Consider the following 18,979-nt stretch of genomic DNA (forward strand, 5'->3'; position numbering starts at 1 on the left):
ACCTGGAGTACAGTTTGATTAAAATTCATCCCCAGACCGGTTATGACATCTTAAAGGAGATCGAATTTCCCTGGCCCATTGCCCGGATGGTCCTGGAACATCATGAAAGGATGAATGGTTCCGGCTATCCGCAAGGACTTAAAGGGGAAGAAATTCTTTTGGAGTCCCGAATCCTGGCTGTTGCCGATGTGGTTGAGGCTATCGCTACCCATCGGCCGTATCGGCCGGGGTTTGGGATTGAAAAAGCCTTGGAGGAAATAGTGAAGAACAAAGGGGTGTTGTATGACCAGGAAGTTGTGGATGCCTGCTTGCGGCTCTTTACAGAGAAAGGGTTTACGCTGAATTAAAAGTTCGAAATTTTTTTTAATTTTATTTTATTGGCACGGATTTCACTGATAAACATGGCTAAGAAGAAAAAGATTGGCAAAGGTGCTAACTATGACCGCGCAAGATAAGATACTGATCGTCGACGACGTTTCAGTAGTACTGGACCTGCTTACGGATATCCTGTCGGCTGAAGGCCTCCAGGTGCGCTCCGCCGATACCGGTGAACTGGCGCTGCGTTCTGTCGTATCCGAACCGCCCAATCTGATTTTGCTGGATATCGATATGCCGGGCATGGATGGGTTCGAAGTCTGCCGAAGGCTCAAGGCGCAGAAAGAAAGCCGGGAAATCCCGGTAATATTCATCAGCGGCATGACAGCCCTTGAGGAAAAGGTGAAAGGTTTCGGACTCGGCGCAGTCGATTTTATTTCCAAGCCCTTCCAACGGGATGAACTCCTGGCCCGGGTGCGAACCCATTTGGAATTGCATCGGTTGCGGGCCGGACTCGAAGAACAGGTGACGATACAAACGGCCGAATTGCGCCAGTCGAAGGATGATATTTTACGTGAACGGGATTTTTCCAATGAAATGTTGAACAGCCTGCCGGGCATTTTTTATCTTTTCGATCAATTCGGAAAGTTTTTGCGCTGGAATAAAAACTTTGAACAAGTCTCCGGGAATTCTGCTGAGGAGATCGAACGGATGAGTCCACTCGACCTGTTTGTCGGCCCTGATAAGGCTTTGATTCAGGAGAGAATCCAAAAAGTTTTTCTCACCGGGTCTTCAGAGGCCGAGGCCGACCTTATCGTCAAGGGTGGCAAGGGGACCCCTTATTATTTTACCGGCCGGAAGATTACCATCGAAGGAAAAACCTGCCTTATCGGTATGGGAATCGATATTACGGAGCGTAAGAGAGCCGAAGATGCTCTGCGGAAAAGCGAGGGAAAATATCGCACCATTCTTGAAACGATTGAAGATGGGTATTACGAGGTGGATCTGTCCGGCAAATTCACCTTTTTCAATGATGCCTTGACCCGGATCCATGGATATTCCAGGGAAGAGCTGATGGGTATGAACAATCAACAATATACCGATGAGGAAAACGCCCGGAAATTGTATCGCAATTTTAACCAGGTGTATCTTACCGGGCAACCTTCCAAAGGCACCCCCTTTGAAATTATAACCAAAAACGGGGAAAGAAAAGAATTGGAGACCTCGGTTTCTTTGATAAGAGATCTATCCGGTAAGCCCATAGGGTTCAGGGGCATCGCCCGTGATATTACCGAACTCAGAAGGACCCAAAAGGCTTTAACCGATAGCGAAGAACGGTTTCGTATTGTTGCCGAAAGCACAAATGATTTTATTTTTGAATGGAATCTTAAATCAGGCCAAATGGACTGGTTTGGCAGGGCTGTTGAGAAACTCAAGGAACTTTTAGATGAAATCCCTCAAACCGTTACCGTCTATGAAAAGATGGTTCATCCTGAAGACCACGATCGTCTTGTAGCGGCTACCCAACGGCATTTGGACAAACAGGAGCCCTTTCTGGAAGAATACCGGATCATCGGCAAGGGAGGAAAAATTATTTATTTGAGAAGCTCCGGGATTTGTTTAAGGAATGAAAAAGGGAGACCTTATAAATGGGTGGGGGCCTTGAGCGACATCACCGAGCGCAAAAAGAAGGAGGAGGAACTCAAGCAAAGCATTGAAAAATTACATAAAGCTATGGGTGGGATCATTCAGGCTATGGCCCTGACCGTGGAAACCCGTGATCCTTACACCGCCGGTCATCAACGCCGGGTCGCCGATCTGGCCCGTTCCATCGGTCAGGAAATGGGACTGTCCAAGGATCAGATTGAGGCCATCCGTATGGCCGGGACGGTACATGATTTAGGAAAGATATCGTTACCTGCCGAGATTTTGAGTAAACCTACCAAACTTTCCCAGTTGGAATTCAGCCTGATCAAGGTTCACCCGCAAACCAGTTATGAAATCTTAAAAGATATCGAATTCCCCTGGCCGGTTGCCCGGATTGTTTCCCAACATCATGAGAGGATAAACGGCTCAGGATACCCTCTTGGTCTTAAAGACCGGGAAATCCTCCTGGAAGCCAAGGTGTTAATGGTGGCCGATGTGGTCGAGGCCATCGCCTCCCACCGGCCATATCGCGCGGCTTACGGGATAGAGGTGGCCCTGGATGAAATCTCTAAAAACAAGGGGATTCTTTATGATCCCGAGGTGGTGGAGGCCTGTCTGAAGCTATTTAAGGAAAAGAGATTTATATTGGAATAGATGATCTTCGGGAAAGAAGTTATTTTTATTTTTAAAACCATTCGTCTTTCTTCTTCCATTATGAAAGGCCTTGTTGAAAAATGGATGAAAATAAAGAAGAAAAAAAATGTTCAGAAGAAGCCCTGCGTCAATCCGAAGAGCGATACCGGTCCATACTGGACAACATGGAAGACGGATATTTTGAGGTCGATCTGGACGGCAACATGATCTTTTGCAATCAAGCTGATGCCCGCCTGTTCGGTTATTCTCCCGAAGAACTGGCGGGTATGAATTATAAGGAGTATACGAACCCGGAAAATGCCAGGAAGGTAATGGAAATTTTTAATCAGGTTTATCGAACCGGTTTGCCCCATAAAGGGTTCGAATGGGAGGTGATCGACAGGAAAGGCTTAAAATTTGTTGTGGAAACCTCGGTCTCCCTGATCCTGGATTCCAATAATCAGAAGATCGGTTTTCGAGGAATTCTCCGGGATATCACCAGACAGAAACAGGTCGAAGCCGCCTTAAAGGAATCCGAGGAGAAATACCGGAGTATCCTGGAAAACATTCAGGAAGGCTATTATGAAACCGATCTGAAGGGGAATTTCGTCTTTTTTAATCAAGCCTTCTGCAATATCCTGGGATTTAATCAAGAGGAACTGATGGGCATCAATCATAAGGAATTCGTCGATCCCGAAGAAGCCCGCAAGGTTTATGAAATCTTTAACCAGGTTTTCCGGACCGGTGAATCCACCAAGGCTTATGGTTGGGAAGTGCTCAGAAAAGACGGGACGAAAAGATATGTGGAGGTTTCTATATCTATACAGAGGGATTCGGTCGGCGACCCGGTCGGGTTCAAGGGCATTGCCCGAGATGTGAGTGAGCGCAAGTGGGCCGAGAATGCCTTAAAGGAGAGCGAAGCCAAATATCGGACCCTTTTTGAGGCCGCCCAGTCGGCCATTTTTTTGATCCATGAGGGACAATTTCTTGATTGTAATTCCCATACCTTAAAAATTTTCGGATGTGCCCGGGAGCAGATAATTGCGAAAAGACCCTTTGATTTCTCTCCGCCCAGACAACCGGATGGTCGGGATTCGAATGAAAAAGCCCTGGAAAAAATCCGGGCGGCCTTAGAAGGGGAGCCTCAGTTATTTGAATGGAAGCATCTCCGTTTGGATGGAACCCCTTTTGATGCCGAAGTGAGCCTGAACCGAATCGAAATAGAAGGGGAGTTGTTTATTCAGGCCATCGTAAGGGATATTACCCAGCACAAACAGGTTGAAGAGGCCTTAAAAACCATGTCTCTTATGGATGATCTGACCGGACTTTACAACCGGCGGGGTTTTTTAACCCTGGCCGAGCAGGAATTAAAGATGGCCAGTCGCTTGAGGCGGGGGACCTATCTGCTTTTCATCGATCTGGATGATCTGAAGGCCATCAATGACACCCTGGGACATCTGGAAGGGGATCAGGCTTTGATCGAAACCGCCCGGATCTTAAAAGAAACCTTTCGCGATCCGGATATCCTGGCCCGTATAGGAGGGGATGAGTTTGTGATCCTGGCCGTGGAAGGGGCATCGGAAGCCGGTTCGAATGTCCTTATGAAAAGGTTGCGCAAGAATCTTGATCTTTACAATCAAAACTCAAACCGGGCCTTTAAATTGTCCTTAAGCATGGGGGCGGTGGGTTACGATCCCGAAGCCCCGGTTTTTATCGAAACCCTGCTGGTCCAGGCCGACAATATGATGTATGAAGAGAAACAGAGGAAAAAAAAGCTAACCCATTCTGGAATGCCATCTTAAGCCTTCTCTTGGACAAGGATGGTTAATGAAGATAAGATGACAAAAAACTCTTTAAAAATTCAGGTGCTCATTCCCTTAACCCTGGGCCTGTTCTTTTTGCTGGTTGTCTTTTTTATCAGCCTTTTTTGGATACAACGGGAGAATATCGAACAAAGGGTGGAAAGCAGACTGGAGGCCTCAGAGCGCTTTTTTCATTCCCAACTGGAAAATGATGCCCATTTAATCAGCGGCATGTTGGAAATCCTCATAAATGATAAGGCCCTTCGGCGGGCTTTAAAGGCTAAGGATCAAAAGGCCTTGTATGACCAAAGTTTTCTGTTGTTTAAACGGTTGGCCGCCGAACATCCAATCACCCATTTCTATTTCAACGATGAACGCCGAATCAATCTTCTCCGGGTCCATCAACCCGACCTTTACGGGGATCGAATTGACCGCTTTACGACCCTGCGGGCCGAAAAGACCGGTGAAATAGTTTACGGCCTGGAGTTGGGTCCCATGAAGACCTTGACTTTACGGGTTGTGGCCCCGGTGTTTGAAAAGGATCAAAGGATCGGATTCCTGGAACTGGGAGAGGAGATTGATCACATTACGGCCAAATTGAAAAAAAACCTCGATGTAGATCTGATCGTTTCGATCCACAAAGAGTTTTTGAATCGTTCGGACTGGGAAGCGGGTATGAAGATGCTGGGCCGCCCGGCAGACTGGGACCGGTTTCCCTCGGTGGTCCTGGTGAACCAGACCTTAAAAGAAATTCCGGATGGATTGGCTCCATTTTTAAATGAAAAAGCCCATAAGCACAGGGTTACGGATCTGAAAGCTTCTCTGAAGGACCGCCGTTATCAAGGTCGTTTTCTGGAGATCAAAGATGTCAAAGGGGCCAGTGTGGGCGACATAATGGTTATGATCGACGTGACCCGGCAGATTACCGATCTTTATACCAGTCTGAAAATCACCAGCCTCTTTTCCCTGGTTTTAGGTGGAATGTTATTTATTCTATTCCATTCTTTTCTTGGAAGGGTTGAAAAGCAATTGGCCGAGGCCCAGAAAAATATTGTGGATTTGGAAAAAGATCGGACCCGGATGGAGTCGGAGGCCAAATTTTATTCCGTGGCCCAATCGGCGAACGACGCCATGATTTCCAGCACTTTGTCCGGAGAGATCGTTTTCTGGAATCAGGCGGCGGTTGGGTTGTTCGGCTATGAAGTCCGGGAAGTCCTGGGGAAAAATATAACCCTGATCATCCCGGAACGGTACCACCAGGCCCATCTTCAAGGGCTGAAACGACTCCAGGCCGGCGGGGAAGCTCGAATAATCGGGAAGACCGTTGAACTGGTGGGATTAAAAAAAGATGGATCGGAATTCCCCTTGGAGCTTTCTCTGGCTAAATGGTCGGATGAAAATGAAATATTCGTTACCGGTTTGATCCGGGATATTACCCAGCGCAAAGAAGCCGAAAAATCCGTTGAACTCAGTTTTCAAAGGCTTCGGAAGGCCCTGGAGGGGACCATCAACACTCTGGTGATGGCTTCGGAATCCAGAGATCCGTACACTGCCGGTCATCAGCGGCGGGTGTCCGATCTTAGCCAGGCCATGGCCACCGAAATGGGGCTTCCCGCAGAGCAGATTGACGGTATCCGTTTGGCGGCCGTGATCCATGATCTGGGAAAGATATCCGTGCCGGCTGAAATTTTGAGTGTGCCCAGGGCATTAACCCAAGTTGAACGGGGTTTGGTGGAAAACCACTCCCGGATCGCTTATGACATTTTAAAAGACATTGAGTTTCCCTGGCCCATTGCCCGCATGGTCCTGGAACATCACGAAAGGCTGAATGGTTCCGGCTATCCGCAAGGGCTTACAGGGGAAGAAATTCTTTTGGAGTCCCGCATCCTGGCCGTGGCCGACGTGGTGGAAGCCATTGCCTCCCATCGCCCTTACCGTCCGGCCCTTGGGATTGAAAAAGCCTTGGAAGAAATTGAAACAAAAAAAGGCATCCTCTATGATACGGAGGTGGTGGAGATTTGTTTGAAGCTTTTCAGGGAGAAGGGATTCGTGTTGGAATGAGGGAGGAGGGAAGTTGGGAAGATGAGAAGTTGGATGGTTTAGAAGATGGGAGGGGATGTGACAACTGAATCCGAAAAGATTATTTAAATATAAATTCTTTTTCCAACAGATCGATAATTTCTTTAAGTAGGGAGGAACGAATATAAAGGGTAGAGCGGCCAGGGATACTTTTTATCCGATCAATAACCGCCGCGGGGGTAAGCGCTTCCTGCCGGATAGCTCGAATAAGGATTCCAATGGTGCCATGAACTTGGTGCCCGAGTTGTTGCGCGGCCAATCTGGCGGCAGCATCATCGGTGAAGAACATTCCCTTCGAGATCAGCGTCATTAGGGAAAGAGCTTCTCTCTCTCCATGGTCAAGATTAAGAGTTGAGGTAATTGTTCTTAAGATCGGATTGTCGTTTTCTGAAGAAATATTTTTTAAAATAAGAGCGATTTGGGCCTGCTCAAAAACGGCAGGACGGTGAAGTTGAACTTCATCCCAAACTCCTTTTGGAACCCAAATCTGAAAGTCAGAGAGTAAGGAGAGACTTCCCAGTTCATCGAGGTGAATAAGTGGTCCGGCATCACAAACAGCGATTAAAGGAGGAGGGTCATTCCTGACCATGAAGGCCCCATTCTACATCATTCCGGATAAATTTATCCATTATTTCAGGCCGGTGGCTATCCAGAAATCGACGCAGGGCTTCCAGTAAAAGTTCATTTTCATCCCGATACCATCCCTCTTCAACCAGGAATCGAATCTGCTGGTGAAGCCGGGGTGGAATAGCCATTTGAAAGGACTGGTCCATCTTTTTCTCCTTGCCATAAACAATTTGCCAGATACTTATTAGGGTAATAAATTTATTTAACTCTGTCAAATAATATTAACATTTTTCATGCCTTGTGGTGCCAGCCCCGGCGGGCATGAGGGCCTAAGATGAAATTAACGGCTGTAGCCTAGGGGGAAGACTTGGGGTACTGGTTTAAATTTTAAACCGTCTTAGTCTCAATGAATTGCTGACCACCGAGACCGAGCTGAAGGCCATGGCGGCCGAGGCCAGGATGGGGTTCAGTAAGATTCCCCAGAAGGGATAGAGGATACCGGCGGCGATGGGGATGCCCAGGACATTGTAAAAAAAAGCCCAGAAGAGATTTTGCCGGATGGTCCGGATGGTTTTTTGGGAAAGCTTTATGGCCGTGATGATGACCCGGAGGTCATCGCGGATCAGGGTAATATCCGAGGCCTCCATGGCCACATCCGTACCGGTGCCGATGGCGATCCCGACGTTGGCCTGGGCCAGGGCCGGGGCATCGTTGATGCCGTCGCCGACCATGGCCACCTTTTTGCCTTCTTTTTGCAGTTTCTTGATCTGTTCGGTCTTGTCCTGTGGCAGGACTTCGGCCAGGACGCGGTCAAGATGGAGTTGCCGGCCGATGGCCTGGGCGGTCTGTTGATTGTCTCCGGTCAGCATAACCACTTCCAAACCCATTCGTCTGAGTTCGGCCACCGCCTCCTGGGAGTGTTCTTTCAGGGTATCGGCCAGGGCCAGCAAACCGACGATCTTTCCGCTGCGGGCAACGTACATCAGGGTTTTCCCCTGATCGGCTACGGCCTGGGCCTGCTCGATGACGCCTGTCAAATCCAGTCCCCTGGAGTCCATCAAGCGTTTATTGCCGATCAGGATTTCCTGGCCTGCTTCCTCGGCCATGACCCCCTGTCCGCTTAAGGCCTGAAAGTGCTCTATCGCTGATAGTGGAAGGTTTTCCTCTTTCGCCTTGCGGACTATGGCTTCTCCCAAAGGATGTTCCGAATTCCGTTCCACCGAGGCGGCTAAAATCAGCAGTTCCCTGGTATCGAATCCCTCCCAGGGAATAATATCGGTCACGGCTAATTGGCCTTTGGTCAGGGTGCCGGTCTTGTCAAAGACAATGGTGGTCAGTTGATGGACCGATTCCAGACTTTCCCCGCCCTTGATCAGGATACCGTTTTCCGCCCCTTTACCGGTTCCGACCATGATGGCTGTCGGGGTGGCCAGGCCCAGGGCACAGGGGCAGGCAATGATCATCACGGCCACAAAATTCAGTAAGGCGAAGGTCAGGGTAGGGGGGGGACCCCAAAAATACCAGATCACAAAGGTCAGGGAGGCAATCCCCATCACCACGGGCACAAAAATACCGGCCACCTGGTCGGCCAGGCGCTGGATCGGGGCCTTGCTGCCCTGGGCCTGTTCCACCAGCAGGATGATCTGGGCCAGGGCCGTTTCCTCGCCGATCCGGGTGGCTTCAAAAACAAAGCTGCCGCTTTTGTTCAGGGTGGCTCCGATGACCTCGTCTCCCGGGTTCTTGTCCACCGGCAGGCTCTCTCCGGTCAGCATGGATTCATCCACTGCCGAACGCCCTTCCTTTATGCGACCATCCACCGGGATTTTCTCTCCCGGCCGGACCAGAATACGATCCCCTTTCCGGACCTCTTCCACCGGGATATCCTGTTCCTGATTGTCCCGAATGACCCTGGCCGTCTTCGGGGCCAGGCCCATCAGTTTGCGAATGGCCTCAGAGGTCTGTCCCTTGGCCCGGGCTTCCAATAACCGGCCTAAGAGGATGAGGGCAATAATCATGGCCGCACTGTCAAAATAGACTGTCGGGGTCAAGCCGCTTTTTAAAAAGAGAGAAGGGAAAAAGGTGGCTATGGTAGAATAGATATAGGCCGATAAAGTCCCCACGGCGATCAGGGTATTCATGTCGGCGCTACCGTGGCGGGCCGCACCCCAGGCCCCGGTAAAAAACTGCTTCCCGGCCCAGAACTGGACCGGCGTGGTCAGGATAAAAAGGATATAAAAAAGGATGTGGTGCGGCACTTCCCGCAAGTAGGGGATGTAGTGGGGCATGGAAAGGACCATGATCAAGGCCCCGCTGATGACACTGAAGATGAATTTCTTTTTGATCAGGGCCAGTTCTTTTTGGCGTTCTTCCCGTTCCCGGTCCCGGAGTTCGGCCCTGGCCAGGCCCCGGAACTGGTATCCGGCCTCTTCGATGGCCTTTTTTAATATTTCCAGATTGACTTTCTTCGGGTCGTAAAGAACCTGGGCCTTTTCCGTGGCAAAGTTGACCGCCGCCTGTTCCACCCCTTCGATCCCCCCCAGTGCCTTTTCCACCCGGACTACACAGGCGGCACAACTCATCCCCCCTACGGACAGGGCGGTTTTTTCCAGGTCTTTCTGGTCGCTATTTTCCATTATTTTTATACTCTTTCCAAAATCGGCTGAATTTTTTCCTATAAAGGTAAGTAACTTCAACCGATTTGTCAAATCATCCCGGGAAAAATGATGGAGCTTGAAAGGACGGCTGCTTCCCGGTTCCGGGACAGGTCAAAATATAATTGACATTATCTAATGTTTCGGTAGATGATGAAAGCCACTCACTTTATTCGTGATCTTCATGCTGATGGTAAACCCTTATACTCAAAAGCCTCACCGATCTATGGGGATATGGTCCTGCGGTCTGATCCTTTTCTTTTTGATTTCCAGCCTGGCATTACCCTTCCATCACCATAACGATTCTGCTTTCCATTCGGATTGTCCTATTTGTATATCGGTTAACCTGCCTTTTTTAGCTAATCATAATACCCGTTTGATTCAAACCCTTTTCCAGGGGATAAATTACAATTTCCCTGAAACCCTAATTCTAAAATCCAATTTTTTTGCAGATTGTAAAGTTCCCCGAGCCCCCCCCTCCATTTAACTGCCTTTCCCAATCCGGTATTTTCAAGATATCAGCTTTTTTAAATTACATATCTTTTATGGAGGTGCTCATGAAAAGGATGCTGATCCTTATTCTTTTGTGTCCGTTTATTCTGGTAACCCAATCTTATGGGTCCGATATAGAAACCAGGCTTAAGGCCTTGGAGGAGATTATTAAAAATCAACAGAAGACCATTGATAAGCAACAATTGGAGATCAATGAACTGAAGGTGCAACAAATTGGAGTCAACCTTTCTCAGAGGGCGGCCAAGCCTGAAGGGACCCAACCGGCGATAGAGGAAACAGTGGGACAAACAAAAAGCCAAACGTTTGGGGCGGCTTATCCAATGAACCGGATTGAAAAAAAGTTTTCTGAGGTCCCCAAAACCCTGGAAGTCTATTCCTTTTCCCAAAGCAGATTCGTTCCGGATATTTCCTTTATTGTGGACGGCTCTTTTGTGGCCCGAAATCTTAACGATGAGGCCGTAACCAATCTCAGGGTCCCGGAATTAATTCCTTCCGGTGAATTGGATCAAAAGAGGGGATTCAATCTCAAAGTCGGAGAGTTGTCCCTGTATTCTCCGGTTGATCCTTTTTTTGATCTAACCGCTACCATCCCTTTTACCGAAGAGGGCGTTGAGCTGGAAGAAGCCTATTTTGCCACCCGGTCCCTTCCCCTGGGCTTTCAGGCCAAGGGGGGGAAATTCCGATCCTCTTTCGGTAGATTGAATGTTCAGCATGAGCATGCCTGGGACTTTACCGACGCCCCTCTGGTGAACAGGGCTTTTTTCGGAGAAGAAGGGTTGATCGAAAAGGGGGTTCAATTCAATTGGCTTGCTCCCACCCCATTTTATCTATTGTTGGGAACTGAAATTTTGCAAGGAGAAAATACCGCCAGTTTTGGAACCAATGGAATCAGCCTGCAGAAAAATGACCTGACCTTTTCCAAAGACAGCGTCCAGCAACCCAATCTTTGGGTGGCTTTCATCAAGTCTTCCTTTGACCTAGACAAGCTATCCCTTTTGGGCGGCTTATCCTATGCCCAGGGACAGACCCGCAAGGCTTTTGGAGATGGGTCGACCACGCAATTGGCCTTTGGAGATACCAAAATTTACGGCCTCGATTTAACGGCCAAGTATTTTGTCGATTCCTATCGCTATGTGTCCTGGCAAAACGAGTTGATGTACCGGCACATGAATTTGAATGTCGGGAACGACTCGGCACCGGACGACCCCACTCAATCTTTGAGTATTTTTGGAAAGGAGCTGAAGCAATCGGGTTTTTATTCCCAACTGGTCTATCGATTCGCAAAGCGGTGGCGGATCGGGGCCCGGTACGATCTTTTGAATCAAAATGACGTGATTATCGGCGGCGTAAAACAAAGCCTTCCCGGAAACCTGGATAGAACCTCGGCCATGCTTGAATTCAGACCCACGGAATTCTCCACCTTGAGACTTCAATTCAACCGGGATAATTCGTTGTTTGATGGAAACAATATGAGGGAGCCGGTTAACTCGGTTTTTCTCCAATTCAACATGGCTATCGGGGCTCATGGCGCCCATGCTTTTTAAGGAGGATGAAGATGAAAAAATTGTTCATATTTTTGGTTATGATATTGAATTTATCCTTAACCGGCCTCTCCTATGGCCAACTAAAAGTAGTGACCACCTATCCCTATATAGGCGACCTCACCCAAAAAATAGGAGGGGATAAGGTAGAGGTCTTTGTCTTAGGCAAGGGGACGGAAGATCCCCATTTTATTGTTCCCAAACCCTCATTTATTGCCAGACTCAGAGGGGCGGACCTGCTCATCATCAATGGGGCTGGTCTTGAAACAGGTTTTATCCCGGTCCTGGTCCGGCAGGCCAACAATCCCCGGATCCAAACAGCAAAGGGATTTTTGGATCTTTCACAGCAGGTCAATCTCATCGAAGTGCCCACCAATGTTTCCCGGTCTGAAGGAGATATTCATGCCGAAGGCAATCCCCACTTCGCCCTGGACCCCCATAATATTCCTGTTCTGGCCGGGGCCATAAAAGCCAAGCTTTGCGATCTGGACGTCAAAAACCGCCTGGAATATGAAAAAAGATTTGCCGAGTTCAGGAAACAATGGGACGGAAAGCTGAAGGAGTGGGATCATAGACTTTCCCGTCTGAAAGGGGAAAAGGTTATTCAATATCACCAGCTCTTTAACTATTTTCTCTCTGCTTATGGGCTATCCATAGCAGGGACTGTCGAGCCCAAACCGGGGATTCCACCCACGGCCAGGTATATCGAGGAACTTATAGAAGCGGCCAAAGCCCATCAGGTGAATTTTATCCTGCAAGATGTCTATCATGAAAAAAGAAGCGCCCGGTTCGTGGCTGAAAAGACCGGGGCAAAAAATATCCTTCTTCCCCATGATATCGGGGCGGTACCGGAGGCCAGGGATCTGGTCTCCCTCTTTGAGGAGATAGTCCGGAGGTTATCAAAATAGTGGACATCCTTTTTACTGCTTTTCTTCTTTCGGTGGTCCTGGTGGGGATCCATTCTTTTTTCGGGATGGAGATCTTAAAACGAGGGATCATTTTTACCGATCTGGCTATTGGTCAAATGGCGGCCCTGGGGGCCGCCATTTCTTTATTCTTTTTTGAAGGGGAATATCTGTATCCCACCTCCCTGCTCTTGGCCTTTTTGGGGGCTTATGTGATTGCCGTGGCTTCAAAGGTCGAAAAACTGTCCGAGGCCTTTATCGGCCTGATCTATGCCTTTGGAATTGCCACCGTGTTTTTGATCCTTTCAAAGTCCCCTCATGGGACGGAAGATTTTCAACGACTTCTGGCAAACGATTTGCTTTTCGTTTCCCTGCAAGATATCTACTCCACCACGGGGATCTACTTTTTAATAGGGATCTGCCTTTATCTGACCGGAAAATTTTTTAAGAACCGGCTTAAAGATATCAGCTTTTTCTTGCTCTTTGCCGTGACGGTAACCAGTTCGGTAAAACTGGCCGGTGTCTTGGTGGTTTTCTCTCTCCTGGTGGCTCCGGCCCTGGTCTCTTTGATGATGGTCAGCCGTCTTAACCTCATATTTGCCTGGATCTACGGAACGTTGGTTAACCTGCTTGGTGTGATTATTTCCTATAAACTGGATTTGCCGACGGGGTATACCCTGGTCTCCCTTCATTCTCTCTTAGCGGCCTTTGTTTTTCTTATTAAGCCCTCATGCCCCAGAGGGCGCCACGAAGGATGAAAATATTTTCAAAGGATGCTCTCCTTCCTGATCCATTCCATTCCTTTCCATGGCAGAATTAAATTCGGCTTGCCATTGTTCCTCAATTGTGCTACATTTATTCCAACCGGAGGTAAACTATGACAAAGACATCTACTGTAAGGGCACGGATAAAGCCGGATTTAAAAGAAAAGGCCGAACAGGTTTTTCGTCAGTTGGGTTTGAATCCTACCCAGGCTATTACCCTGTTCTACCGGCAGGTGGAACTCCGCCGGGGGCTTCCCTTCGAGATTGCCTTCCCGACCGGAACGACGTCCAAGACCTTTGAGGATACCGATGCCGGCCGAAACCTGGTGGTCTGTAAAAATATCGAGGATATGTTTGAAAAGCTGGGCATCTGATGGTTACACCTGTTTTTACGCGGCAGTTCGAAAAAGACCTCAAGCGCATGAAAAGACAGGGGAAAAAAATAGACAAGCTCAAACTTATTATGCATTCCCTTGTTGCTGTGGAACCAATTGACCCCATTCACAAGGACCACCGACTGATTGGCAACTGGCAAGGAAGGCGAGAATGCCATATTGAAGCGGACTGGCTTCTGATCTACAAAATCGATAACAATCAGGTTATCTTTGAACGGACCGGCTCCCATTCGGATCTCTTTAGATAGTGTTAGGGATGACAGATAATGCAGAAAAATTTTAAGGCACTTCCCAACTGCGAATGGCGGCTAAGACCTCTTCCGGATTTTGGGTTGATTTAAGGGCTTTCAGGAGTTGTCTGTTTTGGGCCGCCCGGCTGGTTAGACCCAATACCTTGACCTGGATATCCGGTGTTTCGGCCGGCGAAAGGATTAGAAAAACGATCTCAATCGGTTTCTCGGTAAGGACATCGGATACCCCTTGCCGGGTTAATCCTAACGCAACTCTGGGGGCCGTCAGGTCACTGATCCGGGCATGTGGGAAGGCCACCCCTTCGTTGAAAAAGGTCGACCCCTGTTCTTCGCGCATGAGGACTTCTTTTAATAAGGTCTCCGGATTGCCTATCCGGTCGGATTTCGCCACGGCTTCCACCAATTTTCTAAGAATCACCTCCTTGATGGCCGGCTGGTCCCAGATGATAATCCGTTGAGGAGTGAGCAGTTGACTCAACATCAATTGATCTTGCGAAAGGGGTTTGGGCTCTGAAGGGGTGGAGACCGGGGGAGGTGTTTCTGGAACCTCTTCCCGGCCTACGGTCGTCCCCGGTTCTTCTTCGCGGGTATCCAAAACGATCACCGTGATCCCCAGGCCTTTTTTGATCAGATCGCCGGCAATATCTTTATTCTTTCTGAATTTTTTAAAGAAAGGTTTAGTCCCCGGTCTCCCGATAATGATATGCCCCACCCGGTATTCCCTGGCAAAGCGGAGGATGGTATCGACGATATCTTCCCCCTTATAGGTAAACACCAGGGCCCCTAATTGCTTGGCCAGAGTCAAGGTGTCGGAGAGTTGGCGCTGGGTGCGGGCATCGATGATCGTGGCCTCCTCGGAAGGGGTTTGAACATAGACGGCATACCAGTTTCGGCTCAGTTTTCCTGCTAAGCGCGAGGCATAACGCAGTAACTTGTCGCTATTAGGGCCCCGCGAACTCAGGCAGACCATCACCTGGTCCGGGGTGATTTCACTTTCTTTATCCTCCGTCTCCCGCCTTCTCAAATCGATCTGGGAGGCGAGTTCACGAAGGGTTAACTCCCGCAGCTTTTCCAGATTGGAAGTCCTGAAAAAATTAGAAAGCGCCGTCTGGATACGCTCTCGGGGATAGATTTTACCTTCTTCCAATCTTTTTTGTAAGTCCTCGGTGGATAAATCCACGTCCACGATCTGGTCGGCTTCGGCCAGTACCGAATCGGGAAGACGCTCCCGGACCTTGACCCCTACGGCCTTTTCGACCATGTTGTAGAGGCTTTCCAGATGTTGAAGGTTCAAAGTGGTGATGACATGGATGCCGGCGGCCAGAATGTCCTGAACATCCTGATAGCGTTTTTGGTTCGGGCTACCGGGGACGTTGGTATGGGCCAGTTCGTCGATAAGGGCTACCTGGGGTTTGCGCTTCAGGATGGCCTCCACATCCATCTCTTCCACCGGAACACCGCGGTATTCCTGCCGGCGCCGGGGGATGACCTCCAGCCCTTCAGCCAGTTTGGCGATATCGGCCCGGCCGTGGGTTTCAACCAGCCCGATAACGACGTCGATCCCATCGATATTAAGCCGGTGACCTTCCTGGAGCATCTGATAGGTCTTGCCTACTCCCGGGCAATAGCCGAGATAGACCTTCAACCGTCCCCGCTGGGCGTGACGGATCATTCTCAGAAAAGCATTGGCTCTGTTTTCGTTCATAAAAAAGCCTTTGGGTCAAAGGTCAAAGGTCAAAGGTTCAAGGAATAAGGTGTAAGGTTCTTATAAGCGCCTCATGCCCCAAATGGGCCCCACGAAATATGAAGATGGTTTACTCCGAACTCTAAACTCCGAACTTTACCTTGAACCCTGCACCTTGTACCTTCATTCGGCAATCCTATCCAGGGCCAGATTCAACCTCAGGACATTGATCCTGGGTTCACCGAAGATTCCCAAGTCACGGCCCTCGGTGTAATGTTCAATCTGCTTCAGAACGGTTTTATCTCCTACCCCCGTGCTGCAGCCACACGGTGCGCCTGGAGTAAGGCATTTTTCAGACTGATGTGCGGGTCCAGGCCGCTTCCCGAGGCGGTTACGGCATCTGCCGGAACCAAAATATCCGGAGAAAGTTTGTTTTCAGCACGGTATCTGGCCAGGCGTTCTTTGAGGGCATCGTTCAGTTTCCTGGAAAGAGGTCCAAGGTTGCTGCCGCCGGAACTGAGGCCGTCATAGCCCTGCCCGGCGGCTGAAGGACGGGGATGAAAGTATTTGGGATGGCTAAACCCCTGGGCGATAAGACGCGATCCCCTGATCATCTGCTTTTCCCTGACTAATGAACCATTGGCCTTATCCGGGAATAAACCCTGAGCAAGGACCCAGACTAAAAGGGGATAAAAGCCACAAAGGATCACTGCCAGGGAGAGGGTGGATATTAAAGCGATACGAAGTTCGGCAATAATGTCTTTCATGGTTTCAAGCCTCTCAGAGTTGCAAGGTTCAAGGTTCAAGGGACACGGTAAAAGATGCACGGTTGAGGGTATACTATTTTTCCTTGAACCTTAGACCTTGTACCTTGATCCTTATTGTGTGTGATCACACAATATGCATAGCGTTTATGATCCAATCGATCAGTTTAATACCCGGGAACGGTGCAATAAGACCGCCGAGACCATAGATTAACAGGTTGCGCTTGAGAAGTGCGGCTGCTCCCAAGGGGCGAAAACGTACTCCCCGCAAAGCCAAGGGGATCAGGGCCATGATGATCAAGGCATTGAAAATAACGGCGCTCAGAATGGCGCTTTGGGGGGACTGAAGCCCCATGATGTTAAGGGGAGCAATAACCGGAAAGACACTCATCAGCATGGCCGGGATGATGGCAAAGTATTTGGCCACATCATTGGCGATACTGAAAGTGGTTAAGGCCCCCCGGGTGATCAGCATCTGTTTGCCTATTTCAACGACCTCGATCAATTTCGTCGGGTTGGAATCCAGGTCCACCATATTGCCGGCCTCCTTGGCCGCCTGGGTTCCTGTGTTCATGGCCACACCGACGTCGGCCTGGGCCAGGGCCGGCGCATCATTGGTGCCGTCACCGGTCATGGCCACTAAATGACCGGCGGCCTGTTCCTTACGGATCAGGGCCAGTTTGTCCTCCGGCCTGGCCTCAGCGATAAAATCATCCACACCCGCCTCCCGGGCAATGGCCGCAGCCGTCAGGCGGTTGTCCCCGGTGACCATGACGGTTTTGATCCCCATGGCCCGAAATCGTTCAAAACGATCTTTCAGTCCGCCCTTGACAATATCCTTCAAGTGGATGGCCCCCAGGACCTTTTCTTGGTCTACGACCAGAAGGGGCGTTCCGCCGGAGAGGGAAATGGAATCCACGGCCTCTTGAACCTCCAAGGGAAGCTCAGTCTCCGTGAAGGTCTTGATGGCGTCTACGGCCCCCTTTCGGATCTGCCGGCCGTCCACATCCACGCCGCTCATCCTGGTCTGAGCTGAAAAGGTGATAAACCGGGCTTTGGACATTTCCGAAATGGAACGTCCCCTTAAACCGTAGTGTTTAGCCAGGACGACGATGCTCCGGCCTTCGGGCGTTTCGTCGGCCAGAGAGGCCAATTGGGCCGCATCGGCCAATTCTTCCACCCGGACCCCGGGGGCGGGAAGAAAGGCACTGGCCTGGCGGTCTCCCAAAGTGATGGTCCCTGTTTTATCCAAGAGCAGCACGTCGATATCCCCGGCGGCTTCTACGGCCCGGCCGCTCATGGCCAGGACATTTTTTTGAACCATCCGGTCGATCCCGGCAATCCCGATGGCGCTGAGTAAACCGCCGATAGTGGTGGGGATCAGGCAGACCAGGAGGGCGACCAGGACGGTGAGGGAGAAGGCCACACCCGAATAAAGACCGAAAGGCTTCAGGGTGATGCAGACCATCAAAAAGATGATAGTCAGGGCGGAAAGGAGGATCGTCAGGGCGATCTCGTTCGGGGTTTTTTGACGCTGGGCCCCTTCAACGAGCTGGATCATCCGGTCCAGAAAACTCTTCCCAGGATCGGCGGTCACCATGACCTTGATCTGATCCGATAGAACCCGGGTACCGCCGGTGACGGCGCTACGATCGCCCCCGGCCTCCCGGATGACCGGGGCCGACTCGCCGGTAATGGCCGATTCATCCACCGTTGCCACCCCTTCAATGATTTCACCGTCCGATGGGATGATCTCCCCGGCCGACACCAGAACCAGGTCGTCCTTTCGCAAGCGGTCGGCTTCGATCCGCTCTACCGAACCATCGGATTTCAACCGATTGGCCAGGGTCTGGGTTCGGGTTTTACGAAGGGCATTGGCCTGGGCCTTGCCCCGGCCTTCGGCCATGGCCTCGGCGAAATTGGCGAAGAGCACGGTAAACCAGAGCCAGAGGGTGACTTGCAGGATAAACCCGAAGGAATCGTTTCCAAATTTGAAAAAAAGGCCGAAGGTGGTCAAAGCCGCCCCCACCTCGGTTACAAAAATAACCGGATTTTTTAACAAAGCTCGGGGATTGAGCTTTTTAAACGAATCGATTATTGCCTGTCCGATGATAGCCCGTTCAAATAGGGAATGCGTTTTAGCCGCCATGATTTTTATCCCTTTAACCGTGAAGCATGAAAATAGGTTCAAAGACCAGAGTTTTTCTGCTTGAAACTTGCATCTTGAAACTTGAAACTGTATTTTCGACCTAAAAGATAATTTTTGATCCGGTAATCAAAAAGTGTTCGACGACAGGACCCATGGCCAGGGCCGGAAGAAAGGTCAAGGCCCCGACGATAACGACCGTTCCCACCAGGACGAGGGTAAAGGTTAAACCCCAGACGGGGAAGCTTCCCCCGGAAGAAGGAACGAGTTTTTTCCCGGCCAGACTCCCGGACAGAGCCATGATCGGCACCAACATAATAAA

At 49.9% G+C, this 18,979-nt stretch carries 15 protein-coding genes and 3 pseudogenes; 11 read left to right on the top strand and 7 right to left on the bottom strand.

From position 1 onward, the window contains the following. The 6 genes and pseudogenes from HY879_21930 to HY879_21955 form a co-directional block, all read left to right on the top strand. Positions 1–347: HD domain-containing protein (locus HY879_21930; GenBank protein MBI5606004.1), on the top strand; the 347-nt coding region annotated here is incomplete at its 5' end. 91 nt (positions 348–438) lie between these two features. Further along, positions 439–873: pseudogene (locus HY879_21935) on the top strand (response regulator). 336 nt (positions 874–1,209) lie between these two features. Continuing rightward, positions 1,210–1,635, top strand: a pseudogene (locus HY879_21940) (PAS domain S-box protein). Positions 1,636–1,716: 81 nt separating this feature from the next. Continuing rightward, positions 1,717–2,616, top strand: coding sequence for an HD-GYP domain-containing protein (locus tag HY879_21945; GenBank protein ID MBI5606005.1), 900 nt, complete (start codon positions 1,717–1,719; stop codon positions 2,614–2,616). 80 nt (positions 2,617–2,696) lie between these two features. Further along, complete coding sequence (locus HY879_21950) at positions 2,697–4,397, top strand: PAS domain S-box protein (protein ID MBI5606006.1); 1,701 nt, start codon at positions 2,697–2,699, stop codon at positions 4,395–4,397. Positions 4,398–4,433: 36 nt separating this feature from the next. Then, positions 4,434–6,458: a PAS domain S-box protein gene (locus HY879_21955; GenBank protein ID MBI5606007.1), complete on the top strand. Its 2,025-nt coding sequence runs from the start codon at positions 4,434–4,436 to the stop codon at positions 6,456–6,458. Between the two features lie 79 nt (positions 6,459–6,537). Here the strand turns inward: HY879_21955 and HY879_21960 are convergent, their stop codons facing one another. From HY879_21960 to HY879_21970, 3 genes are all read right to left on the bottom strand, one after another. Continuing rightward, positions 6,538–6,786 carry a hypothetical protein gene (locus tag HY879_21960; GenBank protein MBI5606008.1) on the bottom strand — a complete coding sequence of 83 codons (249 nt, stop codon included), beginning with the start codon at positions 6,784–6,786 and terminating at the stop codon, positions 6,538–6,540. A gap of 265 nt (positions 6,787–7,051) precedes the next feature. Beyond that, positions 7,052–7,249 (bottom strand): CopG family transcriptional regulator, encoded by a 198-nt coding sequence (locus tag HY879_21965; GenBank protein MBI5606009.1) that lies wholly within the window; start codon positions 7,247–7,249, stop codon positions 7,052–7,054. A 174-nt stretch (positions 7,250–7,423) separates the two neighbouring features. Beyond that, a complete protein-coding gene (locus tag HY879_21970; GenBank protein ID MBI5606010.1) occupies positions 7,424–9,676 on the bottom strand; it encodes a copper-translocating P-type ATPase in 2,253 nt (750 codons plus the stop codon). A 575-nt stretch (positions 9,677–10,251) separates the two neighbouring features. Between HY879_21970 and HY879_21975 the strand changes: the two genes are divergently transcribed. From HY879_21975 to HY879_21995, 5 genes are all read left to right on the top strand, one after another. Continuing rightward, on the top strand, positions 10,252–11,751 hold the full coding sequence (locus HY879_21975; protein MBI5606011.1) for a hypothetical protein: 1,500 nt from the start codon (positions 10,252–10,254) through the stop codon (positions 11,749–11,751). An 11-nt stretch (positions 11,752–11,762) separates the two neighbouring features. Beyond that, entirely contained in the window at positions 11,763–12,656 is an 894-nt protein-coding gene (locus tag HY879_21980) for a metal ABC transporter substrate-binding protein (GenBank protein ID MBI5606012.1), read from the top strand. After that, the gene (locus tag HY879_21985; GenBank protein ID MBI5606013.1) at positions 12,653–13,411 is read left to right on the top strand and encodes a metal ABC transporter permease; all 759 of its coding nucleotides are present in this window, start codon (positions 12,653–12,655) and stop codon (positions 13,409–13,411) included. The genes HY879_21980 and HY879_21985 overlap by 4 nt, the downstream gene beginning before the upstream one ends. 119 nt (positions 13,412–13,530) lie before the next feature. Continuing rightward, the gene (locus tag HY879_21990; protein MBI5606014.1) at positions 13,531–13,791 is read left to right on the top strand and encodes a type II toxin-antitoxin system RelB/DinJ family antitoxin; all 261 of its coding nucleotides are present in this window, start codon (positions 13,531–13,533) and stop codon (positions 13,789–13,791) included. Next, positions 13,791–14,060: a type II toxin-antitoxin system YafQ family toxin gene (locus HY879_21995; GenBank protein ID MBI5606015.1), complete on the top strand. Its 270-nt coding sequence runs from the start codon at positions 13,791–13,793 to the stop codon at positions 14,058–14,060. Before HY879_21990 ends, HY879_21995 begins: the two co-directional genes overlap by 1 nt. A gap of 31 nt (positions 14,061–14,091) precedes the next feature. Here HY879_21995 and HY879_22000 read toward each other — a convergent pair whose 3' ends face one another. The 4 genes and pseudogenes from HY879_22000 to HY879_22015 all read right to left on the bottom strand — a co-directional run. Beyond that, the gene (locus HY879_22000) at positions 14,092–15,768 is read right to left on the bottom strand and encodes a PTS sugar transporter subunit IIA (protein MBI5606016.1); all 1,677 of its coding nucleotides are present in this window, start codon (positions 15,766–15,768) and stop codon (positions 14,092–14,094) included. Positions 15,769–15,930: 162 nt separating this feature from the next. After that, a pseudogene (gene kdpC / locus HY879_22005) lies at positions 15,931–16,514 on the bottom strand (K(+)-transporting ATPase subunit C). 124 nt (positions 16,515–16,638) lie between these two features. Next, entirely contained in the window at positions 16,639–18,660 is a 2,022-nt protein-coding gene (gene kdpB / locus HY879_22010; GenBank protein MBI5606017.1) for a potassium-transporting ATPase subunit KdpB, read from the bottom strand. A 100-nt stretch (positions 18,661–18,760) separates the two neighbouring features. Then, on the bottom strand, positions 18,761–18,979 hold a 219-nt coding region (locus tag HY879_22015), incomplete at its 5' end, for a potassium-transporting ATPase subunit KdpA (protein ID MBI5606018.1).

The organism is Deltaproteobacteria bacterium, from assembly GCA_016219225.1.
Classification (GTDB): Bacteria; Desulfobacterota; RBG-13-43-22; order RBG-13-43-22; family RBG-13-43-22; genus RBG-13-43-22.